The organism is Micrococcus sp. 2A (assembly GCF_039519235.1).
Taxonomy (GTDB): Bacteria; Actinomycetota; Actinomycetes; order Actinomycetales; family Micrococcaceae; genus Micrococcus.
In genome coordinates, this window is the sequence record NZ_CP154351.1 from 2,343,134 (window position 1) to 2,358,652 (window position 15,519).

The following is a 15,519-nucleotide window of genomic DNA, read 5'->3' on the forward strand; positions in this document are numbered from 1 at the left end:
TCCACGCCAGTCCGTCACACGGGTCTGCCACGGCCCGCCGCGCCCCGGAGAGGCTCCGGCCGGTCCTGGATGGCGCGGGGGCGGCTCATATGACGCGCGAGCCGGCCGCCCGCTGGACTTGCGGCGGCCCACCGCGTGGGAATGGGCTCACCACCCATCCAGAGCGGCCGAGAGATCTGGCTCGACGACGCCGCAGCAACCCGCCCGCCGGACCCGGACCCCCGGGAACGGCAGGCCCGGTGCTACCGCCAGGACCGATGGAGGAGAGCAGATGCCCCGTCACGCCACACAGCAAGTCCACGCCGGCTACGAGCCCGCCGCGCCCCACCGGCCGGTCGTCCCGCCCATCCACCAGACCACGGCGTTCCGTTTCCCGGACCACGCCACGGCGGCATCGATGTTCCGGCTCGAGACCCCCGGCTTCACCTACAGCCGCACGGGCAACCCGACCGTCGCGGTGTTCGAGAACCGCCTCGCCGCGCTGGAGGGCGGCATCGGTGCGATCGCCACGGCCACCGGCCAGGCCGCCGTCGCGCTGTCCCTGCTGGCGCTGCTGCAGGGCGGCAAGCACCTGGTCGCCTCCAGCCAGCTGTACGGGGGCACCGTCGACCTGCTGACGGACACGTTCGCGGACTTCGGCATCGAGGTCACCTTCGCGGACCCGGCGGACCCGCCCGCGTGGGCGGCCGCGGTCCGGCCCGACACCCGCGCGTTCTTCCTCGAGGCCATCACCAACCCGCTCGCCACCCTCCCGGACCTGCCCGCGCTCGCGGACCTCGCCCACGCGGCCGGGGTGCCCGTGGTGGTGGACAGCACCCTCGCGACGCCGGCCCTCTACCGGCCGCTGGAGCACGGCGCCGACGTCGTCGTGCACTCGGCCACCAAGTTCCTCGGCGGGCACGGCGCGGTGCTCGGCGGCGCGATCGTGGACGGCGGCACGTTCGACTACGGCGCGGCGCCCGACCGGTGGCCGCAGCTGGCCCGGCCCAAGGCCCGCTACGGCGGGCAGACGCTGGTCGAGCGGCACGGCCGCGGCGCCTACCTGACGCTGGCCCGCAGCAAGTTCCTGCACGACCTCGGCCCCACCCTCGCCCCCGCGAGCGCGGCGCAGTTCATCCAGGGGCTCGAGACCCTCGACCTGCGCGTGGCCCGCCACACCGCCACCGCCCTGGCCGTGGCCGAACACCTGGCCGGGCACCCCGCCGTCGCGCGGGTGCACCACCCCGGCGTGGCCGGGCATTCCAGCGCGGCGCTGGCCGCCCGCGACTTCCCGGACGGCGTCGGCTCGGTGTTCTCCTTCGACCTGGCCTGCGGCCCCGAGGCCGTGGCCCCGTTCCTCGACGCGCTCGAGCTGTTCCAGCTGGTGGTCAACGTCGGCGACGCCCGCTCCCTCGTCTCCCACCCGGCGACCATGACGCACTGTCGCCTGACGCGGCAGCAGCGCGAGGCCGCCGGGATCGCCGAGACCACCGTCCGGCTCTCCATCGGGCTGGAGTGTCCCGACGACCTGATCGCGGACCTGGACCGTGCCCTGGCCGTGGTGACCGCCGCCGGGCCGGCCGTCCCCGCCGCCACGCCCGCCGTCCCCGAGACCGCCGCCGTCACCCAGGAGGTGCGCTGAGATGACCGCCGTCCACCACACCACCCGCTCCGTCTCCCGTCCCGCCGTCCGCGGCTTCACCACCACCGCCGTGCACGCCGGGCAGGAGCCCGACCCGCTGACCGGCGCCGTGGTGCCGCCGATCTACCAGACCAGCACCTTCGTGCAGGACGGCATCAACGTGCTGCGCGCCGGGCACGAGTACAGCCGCGGCTCCAACCCGACCCGGAACGGCTTCGAGACCCAGCTCGCCGCCCTCGAGCACGGCGACCGGGCGTTCGCGTTCGCCTCCGGGCTCGCCGCCGAGGACGCCCTCCTGCGGGCCGTGCTGCGCCCCGGCGACCACATCGTGCTGGGCGGTGACGGCTACGGCGGCACCCACCGCCTCATCACCACCGTCCTCGAGCCGTGGGGCGTGTCCAACACCCCCGTGGACATCACCGACCCGACGGCGGTCGCCGCGGCCGTCCGCCCCGGCCGCACCGCGCTGCTGTGGGTGGAGACGCCGTCCAACCCGCTGCTCGGCATCGCGGACCTGGCCGCCTGGGCGCAGATCGCCCACGACGCCGGCGCGCTGCTGGTCGTGGACAACACGTTCGCCTCGCCCTACCTCCAGCGGCCCCTCGACCTCGGCGCGGACGTCGTGGTGCACTCCACCACCAAGTACATCGGCGGGCACTCGGACGTGCTCGGCGGCGCCGTGGTGGTGGCCGACCGCGAGTTCCGCGGCCGGGCGCTGGCCGAGGCGGTGGCCTACCAGCAGTTCGCCGCCGGTGCGGTCGCCGGCCCGCAGGACTCCTACCTCGCCGCCCGCGGCCTCAAGACGCTCGGTCTGCGCATGGACCGGCACGGCGCCAACGCCGCCTCGCTCGCGGGCTGGCTGCAGGGCCGCCCCGAGGTCGCCCAGGTCTTCTACCCCGGGCTGCCCGACCACCCGGGCCACGCGCTCGCCGCGCGGCAGATGGACGGCTTCGGCGGCATCGTCTCCGTCCGGCTGGCCGGGGGAGAGGCCGCGGCCCGCGCGTTCGCCGAGGCCACCGAGCTGTTCGCGCTCTCGGTCAGCCTCGGCGGGGTCGAATCGCTGCTCTGCTACTCCTCCGAGATGACCCACGCCTCCGTGCGGGGCACGCCCCTGGCCGTCCCCACGGACCTGGTTCGGCTCTCCGTCGGCATCGAGGACGTGGCCGACCTGCAGGCGGACCTCGAGGCCGGCCTCGAGTGCGCCGCACGCGTCGCCGCCGGCCGCGGGGCGCCGTCGTCGTCCGCGGTGCCCCGTCCCGCCACCGCCCACCACCGCACCACCCGCGCCCGCACCCCGGAGAGGACCCGATGAGCCACGCCACCCTTGTCCCGAGCACCGCGCCCACCCGCGTGGACGACCTGACGTTCAGCATCCACACCACGCCGTTCGACGAGGACTACACGCCCGCCGCCAGCACGCGCGCCACCACGAACTTCGCGAACCTCGCCCGCGGCGCGGACCGGCGGGAGAACCTGCGCGCCGCCCTGGCCATGATCGACGGGCGCCTCAACGACCTCGCCCCCTGGGACAACCCGGAGCGGGACCGCTACACGGCACGGATCGAGATCGTCTCGATCGACGTGCACTTCACCGCCGACGACGGCGCGGACGTCGACTTCCCGCTCATGGAGATGCTCGACGTGCGGGTGATCGAGCGCGCGACGGGCGCCGTGCTCGGCCGCAGTGTGGGGAACAACTTCTCCTCCTACGTCCGCGACCACGACTTCTCCGTGGTGCTGCCCGCGCACGCGGCGACGTCGCTGGGGACCGAGGAGCCCGACGGCTTCGGCGACCTGCACGGGCGGCTGTTCCAGCACCTGCTCGACTCGCAGGCGTACCGGGAGCGGTTCCCGCAGCCCCCCGTGATCTGCATCAGCGTGTCCACGAGCCGCACCTACCGGCGGCTGACGAACGAGCACCCCGTGCTCGGGGTCGAGTACCGCCAGGACGAACCCTCCCGCACGGACCGCTACTTCGGCCGGATGGGCCTGGGGATCCGGTGCTTCCTGCCGCGCGGGGCCGTGGCGCCGCTGGCGTTCTACTCGCGGGGCGACCTGCTCAACGACCACGCGAACCTCTCCCTGGCCGGGCTGATCGCCACCATGGAGACCTTCCAGCGGATCTACCGGCCGGAGATCTACAACGCGAACGCCGGGGCCGGCGAGGTCTACCGGCCGCGTCTGGACCACGGCGACTTCTCGCAGACCCGGATCGCCTACGACCGCGAGGAGCGGGCCCGCCTCGGCCGGGAGCAGGGGGAGTACACGCAGGAGCACTTCGTGGGCCCGCACCGCGACCTGCTGGAGCGCTGGGCCGCCGCCCACGCCGCACGAGACACCGAGGAGACCCGATGACCACCCTGATCCCCACCGCCCTCGTCGGCAGCCTGCCGAAGCCCGGCTGGCTCGCCGAGGAGGAGACGCTCTGGTCGCCCTGGAAGCTCGAGGGGGAGCGGCTGCGCGAGGGCAAGCTCGACGCGCTCGCCCTCGCCGTGGCCGACCAGGAGCGTGCGGGCATCGACATCGTCTGCGACGGCGAGCAGACCCGCCAGCACTTCGTCACCACGTTCATCGAGCACCTCGGCGGTGTGGACTTCGACCGGCGCGAGACGGTGCGGATCCGCGACCGGTACGACGCGAGCGTGCCGACCGTCGTCGGGGAGGTGGGCCGACCGTCGTCGGTGTTCGTGGACGACGCGAAGGCCCTCCGCGCGCGGACGGACCGGCCCATCAAGTGGACCCTGCCCGGGCCGATGACCATGATCGACACCCTCGCCGACCGCCACTACGGCAGCCGCGAGAAGCTCGCGTGGGAGTTCGCGCGCATCCTCAACGAGGAGGCGCGGGAGCTGGCGGCGGTGGGCGTCGACGTCGTGCAGTTCGACGAGCCCGCGTTCAACGTGTTCTTCGACGACGTCCGCGACTGGGGCGTGGCGACGCTCGAGCGTGCGGCCGAGGGCCTGACGTGTGAGACGGCCGTGCACATCTGCTACGGCTACGGGATCAAGGCGAACAACGACTGGAAGGCCACGCTCGGGGAGGAGTGGCGCCAGTACGAGACGTCGTTCCCGCTGCTGCGCGAGTCCACGATCGACACGATCGCCCTGGAGCGGCACCACTCCCGGGTGCCGGCGGAGCTCATCGGCCTGCTGCGCGGCAAGAAGGTGATGGTCGGCGCGATCGACGTGGCGAGCGACGAGATCGAGACGCCCGAGGAGGTCGCGGCGACCCTCCGGGAGACCCTCGAGTTCGTGGACGCGGACAAGCTGATCGCGAGCACCAACTGCGGCATGGCGCCGCTGGCTCGCTCGGTGGCGCGGGACAAGACGGCGGCGCTCGTGGCCGGTGCGCGGATCCTCCGGGAGGAGCTGGGCGGGGAGTGAGGGGGCCTGGTGGCCTTGCCTGGCCGGCGGGGCCCCGTCAGGATCGTCTGCATGGATCCTGATGCGAGCCCCCGTGTCCGGCTCACCGCTGACGATCCCCGGCCGGGCAGTCGTCCCGCGACGTCGACCGAGGGGCCCCACCGACAGCTTGATCAGCGATCGTCGCCGGAGCTGTGGGGCCGTCTGGCCGCTGCGGTGTTCGCCCTCGACGGGGTCGAGGAGGGCCACAGCACCGTCTCGCCAGCAACGTCGCGCGCCGTCCACCTGACAGGCCGGCCGGAGGAGCGCACCCCGGAGGTCAACCTCTCACCAGGCCGGCGCTGGGAGCCGGTGCACCTGCATGGGGTGGACGACACGTCAGTGCACCTCGTCCTGGCGCCCGAGCGCGGCGTTCGTCTGGCCGAGCTCGGATGGCTCGAACTGCATGGCTACGCGGACTTCGGCACGGAGTGGATGCTCTACGGTCCGCGGGACGAGGCGGAGCTGGCCGTCGTCGTCGGGATCATCGAGGAGTCGCTCGCCTACGCGCGCGGCTGACACAGAGCCCCGGGGCGGGGAAGCGGAGGCGGGAGGGGACTGCGAATTTTTCGTTTTCGCGGGTAGTCTTGCTCCATGACTGCGACGGTGAATGACAAGCACACGGTGCTGCCGCCGACGGACCTCGAGGAGATGCTCGACGTCGGCAGGTTCCTCGACGGCCTGACGCAGCCGGCCGCCCTGGTCGGCCCTGACGGCCAGAAGGTCCCCCTGCCGCCAGAGGCTTTCAACGTCCTGCGGGACGTCGTCGAGGCGATGCGGGTGGGCAAGGCCATCACGGTGGCACCCGTCGACCAGCTGCTCACGACGCAGGAGGCGGCGAACTTCCTCGGCATCAGTCGTCCCACGCTGGTGAGGCTGCTCGAGGAGGGCGCGTTGCCGTACGAGAGGACGACCGGTGGTCGGCACCGACGCATCCGGCTCCAAGACGTCGTGTCCTATCAGCAGCGGAAGCGCGGGGAGCGGCGTGCCTCGCTGAGCGACCTCGTAGGGGAGGCCTCGTCTGCGGGGCTCTACGACCAGAAGGCGGAGTCCTACCGCGAGGCGTTGCGTCAGGCTCGCGCCGACCTCCGGGGTGAGCGCGGGTAGTGGCTCGCTTCAGCGCGGTGCTCGACGCGTGCGTCCTCGTGCCCATCGCCCAAGCGGACACCTTGCTGCATCTGGCCGAGGCGGGCCTCTATCGGCCGGTATGGAGTGGGCGGATCCTGGACGAGACGGTGCGCGCACTGGAAGCGATGCATCCAGACATGCGTGCATCGGGCGCGGCGCGTCACCGTGCGGAGGTCATGGACGCCGCCTTCGACGACGCGCGGGTCGAGGGGTGGGAGCAGCTCGTGCCCGGGATTGATCTTCCGGACCCCGATGATCGGCATGTGGTCGCCACCGCGATCCAGGGGCGTGCTGACCTGATCGTCACGGCGAATCTGAAGGACTTCCCGCGGGAGGTCGTTGAGTCCTTCGACATCGAGGTGCAGAGTCCGGACGAGTTTTTCATGAACCAGCTCGACCTGGACACGGCTCGAGTGATGACGGCTCTCGCAGCCCAAGCGGGCGCGACACGGAATCCTCCGTTGACCGTCAGTGACGTCCTGGAACGGCTGGTGCCGTGCGGTGCACGCCTGTTCGCGGAGGCCGCACGAGCCCAGCTCTGGCGGGTCGACGTTGAGCGACCTTGATTCAGCCCGACGCCAGAACCGGCGTCTGCCGACTCACCCCCACACGTCGGAACCGGTGATGAGCCGGACCGCGAGCACCGCCATGACCACCGCGATCACCACGTCCACCACGCGCCACGCCTTCGGGTCGGCGAGCACCCGGGCCAACAGGCGCGCGCCGTAGCCGAGCGCGGTGAACCACAGGACCGAGGCGGCGACGGCGCCGGCGGCGAAGACCCACCGCGCGTCGGGACCGTGCTGGTTGGCGAGGCTGCCCAGCAGCACCACGGTGTCCAGGTAGACGTGCGGGTTGAGCCAGGTCAGCGCGAGCGTGGTGGCGACGACCGAACCCGCGGTGCGCGGCGCCTGCTCGGCCACGAGCCCCTGCGGGCGCAGGGCGGCACGCAGGGAGGAGACCGCGAACCAGAGCAGGTACAGGGCGCCGCCCCAGCGCAGCACCTCGAGCAGCCACGGCACGGCCTGCACGAGCGCGCCCACCCCGGCGGTGCCGGCCAGGATCAGCACGGCGTCCGAGGCCATGCACACCAGCACGACGGCGCCCACATGCTCCCGGCGCACGCCCTGGCGGAGCACGAAGGCGTTCTGGGCGCCGATGGCGACGATGAGGGCGAGTCCGGTGAGCAGGCCGGTGCCGGCGAGGGTCCACATGGGTGAGGACGCTAGAGCCCGGCCGGGCCTGAGACAAACGAAGAGAACTCCAGACGCCTAAGCTCTGCTTCATGAACCTGGATCAGCTGCAGGCACTGCGTGCGATCGCGGACGAGGGCTCGTTCGAGGCGGCCGCGTACGAGCTCGGCGTCAGCGCCTCCGCGGTCAGTCAGCGCATCCGCGCCCTGGAGCGGGAGGTGGGCCAGGTGCTGCTCCGGCGCGGCGCACCCTGCGAGCCGACCGAGGCCGGTGTCAGCCTGGTGCGCGTGGCTCGGCACATGCGGGTGCTCGAACAGGAGGCGTGGGCCGGGCTGGGCCGCACGGCGGCCGGGCGCAGCGTCACCTCCCTGGCCGTGCCCGTCGACGTGCTGGGCACGTGGTTCGGGCCCGTCCTGGCGGAGGCCGCCGACTGGGATGACACGGTCCTCGACCTGCACGTCGAGGACCAGGACCACAGCGCCCGGCTGCTGCGCCGGGGCGAGGTGCTGGCCGCCGTCACCACGGAGCCGCAGCCGGTGCAGGGGTGCGCGGCGGAGCCGCTGGGGAGCATGCGCTACGTCCCGCTCGCCTCGCCCGCCCTGCTCGCGCGGCACGCGGCGGGCGACGTCGTCGACCTCGGCGCGATGCCCATGATGCGCTACAACGCGAAGGACGACCTGCAGCGCCTCGCGCTGAGCGGCGCCGAGCTGGACGTCGCCCCGCCCACGCACCTGGCGCCGTCGTTCGACGGGTTCCACCGGTCCGTCCGGGCCGGCCTGGGGTGGGGCATGCTCGTGGACGCCCAGGCCGTCGAGGACGTGCGCGCCGGCCGGCTGGTCCGCGTGCCCGGGCTCGACGACGTCCTCGTGCCCCTGTACTGGCAGGCGGCCACACTGCCCGTGACGCGCCTGGTGCGGCTCACGCGGGCGGTGCGGGAGGCGGCCCAGCGGACGCTCGAGCCGGGGTGAGACGGCGCCGCGGGTCGCGGGCCGTCAGCGACGTCGCAGCGGCGCCGACGCCTCCATGGACGCCTCGGCCAGCACAGGCCGGAAGCCCAGCGCCTCGTTGACGTCGAGCATGTGCCGGTTCTCCTCGGCGTTCCACGTGATGATCGCGCGGGCCCCGGGCAGCGCGTCGCGCACGGCGATGAGGTTCGCCGCCTTCACGCGCATGCCGAGGCGGTGGCCGCGGTGCTCGGGCAGCACGATGGTGTCCCATTGGTCGATCAGCCCGTCCGGGCGCGAGCGGGGCGCCACCAGCTCGCTCAGGGCGACGATCCGACCGGTGGCACGGTGCCGCGCCACCGCGCGGAAGAGCCGCCCGGTCGTCAGGATCTGCTCGTCCATGCGACGCACGCGGGCCGCATCCCAGACCTGCTCCACCACGGTGCGTTCCCCGGAGGGCACGTCCGTGGCCATGCGGGCCTTGAGGACGGCGAGGTCGTCCTGCAGGGCCGCGTCGGCCGCGCCTTCCCAGGCGTGGAGCTCGTAGTCCGACGAGACGCGTTCGGCCTCGCCCAGGGCGACGGCGGGGTCGATCCCCGGATCGGCGAAGTCATACCGGCTCACCCGCTCGATCTGGACGAGCGCGAAGCCGTAGGACTGGGCGAGACGCACACCCGGATGCTCGGCGGGCACCGCGCCGGCGCCGTTGGGCGGGGTGAGCGCCCGTTGCCCGGCCACCGGCCGCGGCGTCAGCGGCCAGGTCTCGAAACGCGTGAGGCCGGCGGTGCCCAGGACGAGCCGCTCGGCCAGCGCGCGGCCGTGGCCGCGTCCGCGGTAGTTGAGTCCCGCATAGTGGTGTAGCGCCCGGTGGTCGGGCACGTCGTCTCAGACGTGGACGCGGCCACCGTGTGATCCTTCGAGTGAACCTCTCACAGCACCCTCGAATGGAGTCATCACGATGACCGCTCCTCATATTCTCGACCCTGCCGGCCTGCTGAGCGAAGCCCTGTCCGAAGCGTCCCCGGACATGATGCGCCACTTGCTGCAGACCATGATCAACACCCTGCTCTCCGCCGATGCAGACGCGGTGGTCGGCGCCGAATGGGGCAAGCCCACCCCGACACGGTCCGCCCAGCGCAACGGGTACCGGCACCGGGACCTGGACACCCGGGTCGGCACGGTCGATGTAGCCATCCCGAAGCTGCGCTCTGGGACGTACTTCCCGGAGTGGCTGCTGGAACGCCGAAAGAGAGCGGAGTCGGCGCTGATCACCGTGGTGGCGGACTGCTACTTGGCCGGGGTGAGTACCCGGCGGATGGACAAGCTGGTCAAGACCCTGGGGATCAATGCCCTCTCCAAGTCCCAGGTCTCCAGGATGGCCGCGGACCTGGATGAACACGTGGAGTCCTTCCGCCACCGGCCCCTGGATGAGGCCGGTCCGTTCACGTTCGTGGCCGCGGACGCGCTGACGATGAAGGTCCGCGAGGGCGGGCGGGTGGTCAACGCGGTGGTGCTGCTGGCTACCGGGGTCAACGGTGACGGCCACCGCGAGGTCCTGGGGATGCGCGTGGCGACCAGTGAGACCGGTGCGGCGTGGAACGAGTTCTTCGCTGACCTCGTGGCCCGGGGCCTGGCCGGGGTCCGCCTGGTCACCAGTGACGCCCATGCCGGGCTCAAGGACGCCATCGCCGCCAACCTGCCCGGCGCCACCTGGCAGCGGTGCCGGACCCACTACGCGGCGAACCTGATGGGCATCACCCCGAAGTCCATGTGGCCGGCGGTGAAGGCCATGCTCCACTCGGTCTACGACCAGCCCGACGCCACGGCGGTGAACGCGCAGTTCGATCGGCTGCTGGACTACGTAAGCGAGAAGCTCCCGGCGGTGGCCGAGCACCTCGGTGATGCCCGGGCGGACATCCTGGCCTTCACGACGTTCCCGAAGGACGTCTGGACGCAGATCTGGTCGAACAACCCGGCCGAGCGGCTCAACCGGGAGATCCGCCGCCGCACCGACGCGGTGGGCATCTTCCCCAACCGGGCGGCCATCGTCAGGCTGGTCGGGGCGGTGCTGGCCGAGCAGACCGACGAATGGGCCGAAGGGCGCCGCTACCTCGGCCTCGAGGTCCTCGCCCGCTGCCGCCTCACCCCCGTCGAGGACACCGGAAGCGAGGTGGGCACCGACACCGACACTGCCCTCGAGCTCAGCGCCTGACAACCCCAACGAAGGATCCAACCGCTACACCACCACAAGGGGCTTGACCCACCACCCCCGAGAGGACGGGCCCGAGAGCGCAGTCGACTTCTGAAAATGACAAGGACTGAGCTCGCTCGACGTACGGTGAAGGATCCCCTTACGGGCATGCGATCTGGGCTGACGCCTGTGACCGAGTGTTCAGTTCGCGCTGTATAGTTCAGTCCATGATGACTATTGCTTCGCGTCTCGACGTGATGAACCGCCTGGGTCGTGCACTGGCCGACCCCACTCGATCCCGGATCATCTTGACCCTGCTCGACCATCCCGCTTACCCGGCGGAACTGGCCCGAGATCTGGACCTGACACGCCCGAACGTGTCCAACCACCTGGCATGCCTGCGCGATTGCGGGATCGTCGTCTCCGAGCCCGAGGGTCGTCGGACACGATATGAGATCGCCGATTCGCACCTGGCGCAGGCGCTGACGGCACTGGTCGATGCCACCCTGGCAGTGGACGAAGACGCCCCGTGCATCGATCCCGCCTGCTCGCTTCCCGGATGCGACGCAGCTGGGGAGGGCGCATGATCCTCACCTCGGTCTTGCAGGCGATGGGCCTGTTCGCAGCGACCAACATCGACGACATCATCGTGCTCTCCCTCTTCTTCGCGCGAGGGGCAGGCCAGCGCGGCACTACCGCCCGCATTCTGGCCGGCCAGTACCTCGGATTCGCCGGCATCCTCGGTGCCGCGGTCCTGGTGACCATCGGCGCCGGAGCATTCCTGCCCTCGGCAGCCATCCCGTACTTCGGTCTCATCCCTCTGGGCCTCGGCCTCTGGGCCGCATGGCAGGCCTGGCGCGGAGACGATGACGACGATGACGACGAGGCCAAGGTTGCCGGCAAGAAGGTCGGCGTGTGGACAGTCGCAGGCGTCACCCTTGCCAACGGCGGCGACAACATCGGCGTCTACACCCCTGTCTTCCTCAGCGTGGAACCTCTCGCGGTAGTCGCCTACTGCATCGTCTTCCTCGCGCTCGTCGCGGTCCTGGTGGCCCTGGCAAAGTTCGTCGCCACCCGCCCCCCGATCGCCGAAGTGCTCGAACGCTGGGAGCACATCCTCTTCCCCATCGTTCTCATCGGCCTCGGCATCGTGATCCTCGTCAGCGGCGGAGCCTTCGGACTCTGACGTAGCGGCAGCGATCCAAACGGCCCCGACCGGGCGCACCCCTCTCGGTTCAGACCGCGACACCTACCTGCAGCCAGTCCTGCGTGATCGCGGCAACAAGACCGCCACGGAGCGCTGCAAAAACCCCGCCACCAAGCGAACGAAGCCACAGCCGGGACTGATGCACCCATAGGTGACAGTCTTCGTCACGCCGCGTCTGCGGGCGTGTGGTCCATGATCAACTCGTACTCGACCGGCGTCAATCGGCCCAGGCGCACCTGCCGGCGGCGGCGGTGGTAGGTCCGCTCGATCCAGGTGATGATCCCTGCCCGCAGCTCGTCCCGGGTGTCCCAGTCGCGTCGGTCCAGCACGTTCTTCTGCAGCAACGCGAAGAAGGACTCCATGGCCGCGTTGTCCCCTGCAGCACCGACCTGACCCATGGACCCGATCAGCCCGTGGGCGGTGAGGGCGTCCTGGAATAGGGTCGAGCGGAACTGCGAGCCGCGGTCCGAGTGGACGATGCACCCGGCCACCACGTCGGTGCCTCCGCGGCGGGCCACGGCCTGCTCGAGGGCGTTCACGGCCAGGGATGCCTGCATGCGCCCGGCCATGGAGTACCCCACGATCCTGCCGGCGTAGAGATCCTTGATCGCGCAGAGGTAGAGCTTGCCCTCACTGGTGGGGTGCTCGGTGATGTCGGTCAGCCACAGCCGGTTCGGAGCTTCGGCAGAGAAGTCCCGGCGGACGTGGTCATCATGCACGGGAGGGCCAGGCCGGCGCCCGTTCTTGCCGCGCTTGGCCCCGAACGCGGAGTGCCACCCGTTCTGGCGGCAGAGCCGCCAGGCAGTACGGGCGGCCATTCGCTCCCCGGCCGCCTCGGCCTCGTCCCGCAGCAGCCGGTACCCGAACTCAGGGTCGTTCAGGTGAGCGGCGTGCAGGGCGTTGGCCCGGTGGGCCTGCTCCACCTCAGAAACGGTGATGGGCTGGTCCCGCCAGCGGTAGTAGGGCTGGCGGGCGAGCTTGAGGACCCGCAAGGACACCGCCACGGGGACACCGTCAGCGGCGAGCTCGGACACGAGCGGGTACATCATTTTGACGGCAGGTTCGCCTGGGAGAGGTAGGCCGCGGCGCGGCGTAGGACTTCGTTCTCCTGCTCGAGCAGCCGGATCCTGCGGCGGGCTGCGCGGAGTTCTTCGGCCTCGGCCTTGGTGGGGCCGGGCTTGTTCCCGGCTTCGATCTCGGCCTGGCGCATCCAGTTCGTCAGACAGGAGAAGCTGATCCCGAAGTCCTTCGCGATGTCTTTCAGATGGGTGCCGGGCTCACGGTTCTGGGCGACGCGGACGACGTCGTCGCGGAACTCTTGGGGGTAGGGGGCGGGCATGGTGCACATCCTTCCCTGCGGTGTGGTAACACCACAGATCGTATGTCACCTACACGCGCATCAGTCCCTTCGGCATGAACAACATCCTCTCGAACTCGAAAGGAAGCGGCATCACACCCGGGACGCTTCAAACCGCTAGAAGCTGGTCTCGATGACGTGGCGCTTGGCGTACCCGCCTGGATCGGTCTGCGGCGGGCGCCCGCCGCGGGAACCACGACGTTTCCGGTTTGCCTGCTGGTCGCGAGGCTCGGCGATCACAGCCATGATCCCTTGACTGCGCAGCAGGGCGCGGTGGGGCCGGGAGGAGTGGGCCTTGTCCGCCGTCACCGAGTCAGGGGTGGTGCGAGGCCGCCCCACCCCTTCGCGCGGTACCCGCACCGCAGCGAGCAGGTGCGGGAGCATCTTCGAGTCGCTGCCTTACCCCGGCCCGACCCCGATGACCAGGGAGCGTCCCTTGCCGTCGCACAGCTGATGGACCTTCGTCGACGGAGATAGGACGAGGCGCTCGGAGTGTGAGGGGCTGGTCTCGTGCCGGTGGAAGCGTAGCCACAAACGACCGTTTGCGGGGCTCGAGGGGGAGTGGTGGCTGACTGTCGAGACGCGGTGAAGATCGCACGCGAATCGCGAAGGACGGTTCCTTGGAAAATTTGGGGCGGAGAGCGCCAGACGACTCAGTCCCTGACAGCCTCGATCCACCCGTGCCAGCGGGCCCCCGGGTCCTGCCGTGTGCCGCGGTCGACCACGGTGAACCTCGCCGCGGTCATCACGCCCGCGAGCTCGTCGACCGGCCAGTACCACGCCGTGGTGACGGCGTGGTCGAAGGCCTCCAGCTGGTCTGACACGAAGAAGCCCAGCAGCAGTGACCCGCCAGGGCGCAGCGCCTTGTGCGCGCGCTCCAGGAGGGCAGGCATCTCCACCGGCGGCGTGTGGATGATTGAGTACCAGCCCAGGATCCCGTTGAAGACGGCTACGGGCAGGGTCTGGAACGAACCCGGCTTCACGCGCACCTCCGGGTGGGTTCGGCGCGCGTGCGCCACGAACTCTTCGACCGGCTCGATGCCCGTTACCTCATGGCCCAGCGAGGCCAGGTGCGCGGTCCAATGGGCCGGCCCGCAGCCGACGTCGGCCAGAACCCCATCCACCCGGCCGGCCCAGGCTTCGACCAGCAGCCTGTCGTCCTCGGCCACGGAGGCCATGGTGCCGAGCTGCTTGGTGTACTCGGCCGCGCGGGCGCCATAGGCGGCCCGGCTGGTGAGAAGTCCTTCCCGGGCGGCGTCGTCAGGGGTCACCGCTGTTCCTCCGCCGGCGCGAGGACCTGCCAGAGCTCGTGATCCTGCCAGCGACCGGCGATCTTCAGGTACTGCGGGGCCAGGCCGTAACGCTCGAACCCGTGGCGCTGCAGCATCCGACGCGACGCATGGTTGTGGGGCAGGATCTCAGCCTGCACCCGGTGCAGTCCGAGCTCGCCGAAGGCGATCTGCAGGGCCTGCCCGACGGCGGCGGTCGCCACGCCGCGGCCGGCCGCCTCGCGGGCGACCCAGTAGCCGATCGAGCAGAACTGCCCGGCCCCGCGGACCACGCTGGCCAGGGTGAGACGGCCGAAGATCGAGCCCGCCGCGTCGGTGATGAGGAACGCGTAGGAGCGGTCCGCTGCACGGTCGTGCTCCGCCTGTTCAAGGGCTTCGCGCTGGCCGGCTTCGGTGAACCAGTGGGTGGGGCGCTCCGGCTCCCACGGGGCCAAGTGCTCGCGTTGGCTCCGTGCCAGGGCGGCGAGGGCCTCGGCGTCGTCGAGGACGGCAGGGCGCAGACGGACGGGCATGGATCGAGCGTAGCGACCGTGATCCCGTGCGCTGGTCAAGCGAGGGGCAGGGGTCAAGCCCCTTGTGGTGGTGTAGCGGTTGGATCCTTCGTTGGGGTTGTCAGGCGCTGAGCTCGAGGGCAGTGTCGGTGTCGGTGCCCACCTCGCTTCCGGTGTCCTCGACGGGGGTGAGGCGGCAGCGGGCGAGGACCTCGAGGCCGAGGTAGCGGCGCCCTTCGGCCCATTCGTCGGTCTGCTCGGCCAGCACCGCCCCGACCAGCCTGACGATGGCCGCCCGGTTGGGGAAGATGCCCACCGCGTCGGTGCGGCGGCGGATCTCCCGGTTGAGCCGCTCGGCCGGGTTGTTCGACCAGATCTGCGTCCAGACGTCCTTCGGGAACGTCGTGAAGGCCAGGATGTCCGCCCGGGCATCACCGAGGTGCTCGGCCACCGCCGGGAGCTTCTCGCTTACGTAGTCCAGCAGCCGATCGAACTGCGCGTTCACCGCCGTGGCGTCGGGCTGGTCGTAGACCGAGTGGAGCATGGCCTTCACCGCCGGCCACATGGACTTCGGGGTGATGCCCATCAGGTTCGCCGCGTAGTGGGTCCGGCACCGCTGCCAGGTGGCGCCGGGCAGGTTGGCGGCGATGGCGTCCTTGAGCCCGGCATGGGGGCGTGTCAACTTGTCTGTGTAAGC

General features: G+C 71.1%; 16 protein-coding genes and 2 pseudogenes. 11 read left to right on the top strand and 7 right to left on the bottom strand.

Features of this window, described 5'->3' with window-relative positions:
* Positions 1 to 271: 271 nt before the first annotated feature.
* From AAG742_RS10835 to AAG742_RS10865, 7 genes are all read left to right on the top strand, one after another.
* Positions 272 to 1,621: a PLP-dependent transferase gene (locus AAG742_RS10835; RefSeq protein ID WP_298714551.1), complete on the top strand. Its 1,350-nt coding sequence runs from the start codon at positions 272 to 274 to the stop codon at positions 1,619 to 1,621.
* A 1-nt stretch (position 1,622) separates the two neighbouring features.
* Entirely contained in the window at positions 1,623 to 2,933 is a 1,311-nt protein-coding gene (locus AAG742_RS10840) for a cystathionine gamma-synthase (RefSeq protein WP_298714547.1), read from the top strand.
* Positions 2,930 to 3,976, top strand: coding sequence for a putative oxygenase MesX (locus AAG742_RS10845; RefSeq protein ID WP_298714545.1), 1,047 nt, complete (start codon positions 2,930 to 2,932; stop codon positions 3,974 to 3,976). Before AAG742_RS10840 ends, AAG742_RS10845 begins: the two co-directional genes overlap by 4 nt.
* Complete coding sequence (locus AAG742_RS10850) at positions 3,973 to 5,004, top strand: methionine synthase (RefSeq protein WP_298714542.1); 1,032 nt, start codon at positions 3,973 to 3,975, stop codon at positions 5,002 to 5,004. Before AAG742_RS10845 ends, AAG742_RS10850 begins: the two co-directional genes overlap by 4 nt.
* 51 nt (positions 5,005 to 5,055) lie before the next feature.
* Positions 5,056 to 5,541, top strand: a complete 486-nt coding sequence (locus AAG742_RS10855) for a luciferase family protein (protein WP_298714535.1) — start codon at positions 5,056 to 5,058, stop codon at positions 5,539 to 5,541.
* Positions 5,542 to 5,616: 75 nt separating this feature from the next.
* The gene (locus tag AAG742_RS10860) at positions 5,617 to 6,129 is read left to right on the top strand and encodes a helix-turn-helix domain-containing protein (protein WP_036314943.1); all 513 of its coding nucleotides are present in this window, start codon (positions 5,617 to 5,619) and stop codon (positions 6,127 to 6,129) included.
* A complete protein-coding gene (locus tag AAG742_RS10865; RefSeq protein ID WP_298714532.1) occupies positions 6,129 to 6,716 on the top strand; it encodes a PIN domain-containing protein in 588 nt (195 codons plus the stop codon). The genes AAG742_RS10860 and AAG742_RS10865 overlap by 1 nt, the downstream gene beginning before the upstream one ends.
* A 33-nt stretch (positions 6,717 to 6,749) precedes the next feature.
* Here AAG742_RS10865 and lysE read toward each other — a convergent pair whose 3' ends face one another.
* A complete protein-coding gene (gene lysE / locus AAG742_RS10870) occupies positions 6,750 to 7,364 on the bottom strand; it encodes an L-lysine exporter (RefSeq protein WP_298714529.1) in 615 nt (204 codons plus the stop codon).
* Between the two features lie 71 nt (positions 7,365 to 7,435).
* On the opposite strand from lysE, the gene AAG742_RS10875 reads away from it, so the two are divergent.
* Positions 7,436 to 8,311, top strand: a complete 876-nt coding sequence (locus tag AAG742_RS10875; protein WP_298714526.1) for an ArgP/LysG family DNA-binding transcriptional regulator — start codon at positions 7,436 to 7,438, stop codon at positions 8,309 to 8,311.
* A 24-nt stretch (positions 8,312 to 8,335) separates the two neighbouring features.
* Here AAG742_RS10875 and AAG742_RS10880 read toward each other — a convergent pair whose 3' ends face one another.
* A complete protein-coding gene (locus AAG742_RS10880; protein WP_248118548.1) occupies positions 8,336 to 9,166 on the bottom strand; it encodes a GNAT family N-acetyltransferase in 831 nt (276 codons plus the stop codon).
* Positions 9,167 to 9,245: 79 nt separating this feature from the next.
* Between AAG742_RS10880 and AAG742_RS10885 the strand changes: the two genes are divergently transcribed.
* The 3 genes from AAG742_RS10885 to AAG742_RS10895 all read left to right on the top strand — a co-directional run bounded on the left by AAG742_RS10885 (position 9,246) and on the right by AAG742_RS10895 (position 11,664).
* Positions 9,246 to 10,499 (top strand): IS256 family transposase, encoded by a 1,254-nt coding sequence (locus AAG742_RS10885; RefSeq protein WP_044658653.1) that lies wholly within the window; start codon positions 9,246 to 9,248, stop codon positions 10,497 to 10,499.
* Positions 10,500 to 10,705: 206 nt separating this feature from the next.
* Positions 10,706 to 11,065 carry a metalloregulator ArsR/SmtB family transcription factor gene (locus AAG742_RS10890; RefSeq protein ID WP_017488126.1) on the top strand — a complete coding sequence of 120 codons (360 nt, stop codon included), beginning with the start codon at positions 10,706 to 10,708 and terminating at the stop codon, positions 11,063 to 11,065.
* Positions 11,062 to 11,664 (top strand): cadmium resistance transporter, encoded by a 603-nt coding sequence (locus tag AAG742_RS10895; protein WP_016997609.1) that lies wholly within the window; start codon positions 11,062 to 11,064, stop codon positions 11,662 to 11,664. The genes AAG742_RS10890 and AAG742_RS10895 overlap by 4 nt, the downstream gene beginning before the upstream one ends.
* Before the next feature lie 185 nt (positions 11,665 to 11,849).
* On the opposite strand, the gene AAG742_RS10900 is transcribed toward AAG742_RS10895, so the two are convergent.
* The 5 genes and pseudogenes from AAG742_RS10900 to AAG742_RS10920 all read right to left on the bottom strand — a co-directional run.
* Positions 11,850 to 13,024, bottom strand: a protein-coding gene (locus AAG742_RS10900; RefSeq protein WP_298714772.1) for an IS3 family transposase whose coding sequence is annotated in 2 segments (ribosomal slippage) — positions 11,850 to 12,737 and positions 12,740 to 13,024 — 1,173 coding nt in all. Because the reading frame shifts where the segments join, the coding sequence is not laid out codon by codon here.
* A 192-nt stretch (positions 13,025 to 13,216) separates the two neighbouring features.
* A pseudogene (locus AAG742_RS10905) lies at positions 13,217 to 13,414 on the bottom strand (IS5/IS1182 family transposase); the annotation flags it as partial.
* 281 nt (positions 13,415 to 13,695) lie between these two features.
* Positions 13,696 to 14,313 (bottom strand): class I SAM-dependent methyltransferase, encoded by a 618-nt coding sequence (locus tag AAG742_RS10910; RefSeq protein WP_248117274.1) that lies wholly within the window; start codon positions 14,311 to 14,313, stop codon positions 13,696 to 13,698.
* Positions 14,310 to 14,843 (bottom strand): GNAT family protein, encoded by a 534-nt coding sequence (locus AAG742_RS10915; protein WP_073557464.1) that lies wholly within the window; start codon positions 14,841 to 14,843, stop codon positions 14,310 to 14,312. The genes AAG742_RS10910 and AAG742_RS10915 overlap by 4 nt, the downstream gene beginning before the upstream one ends.
* Before the next feature lie 100 nt (positions 14,844 to 14,943).
* A pseudogene (locus AAG742_RS10920) lies at positions 14,944 to 15,486 on the bottom strand (transposase); the annotation flags it as partial.
* Between the last annotated feature and the right edge of the window lie 33 nt (positions 15,487 to 15,519).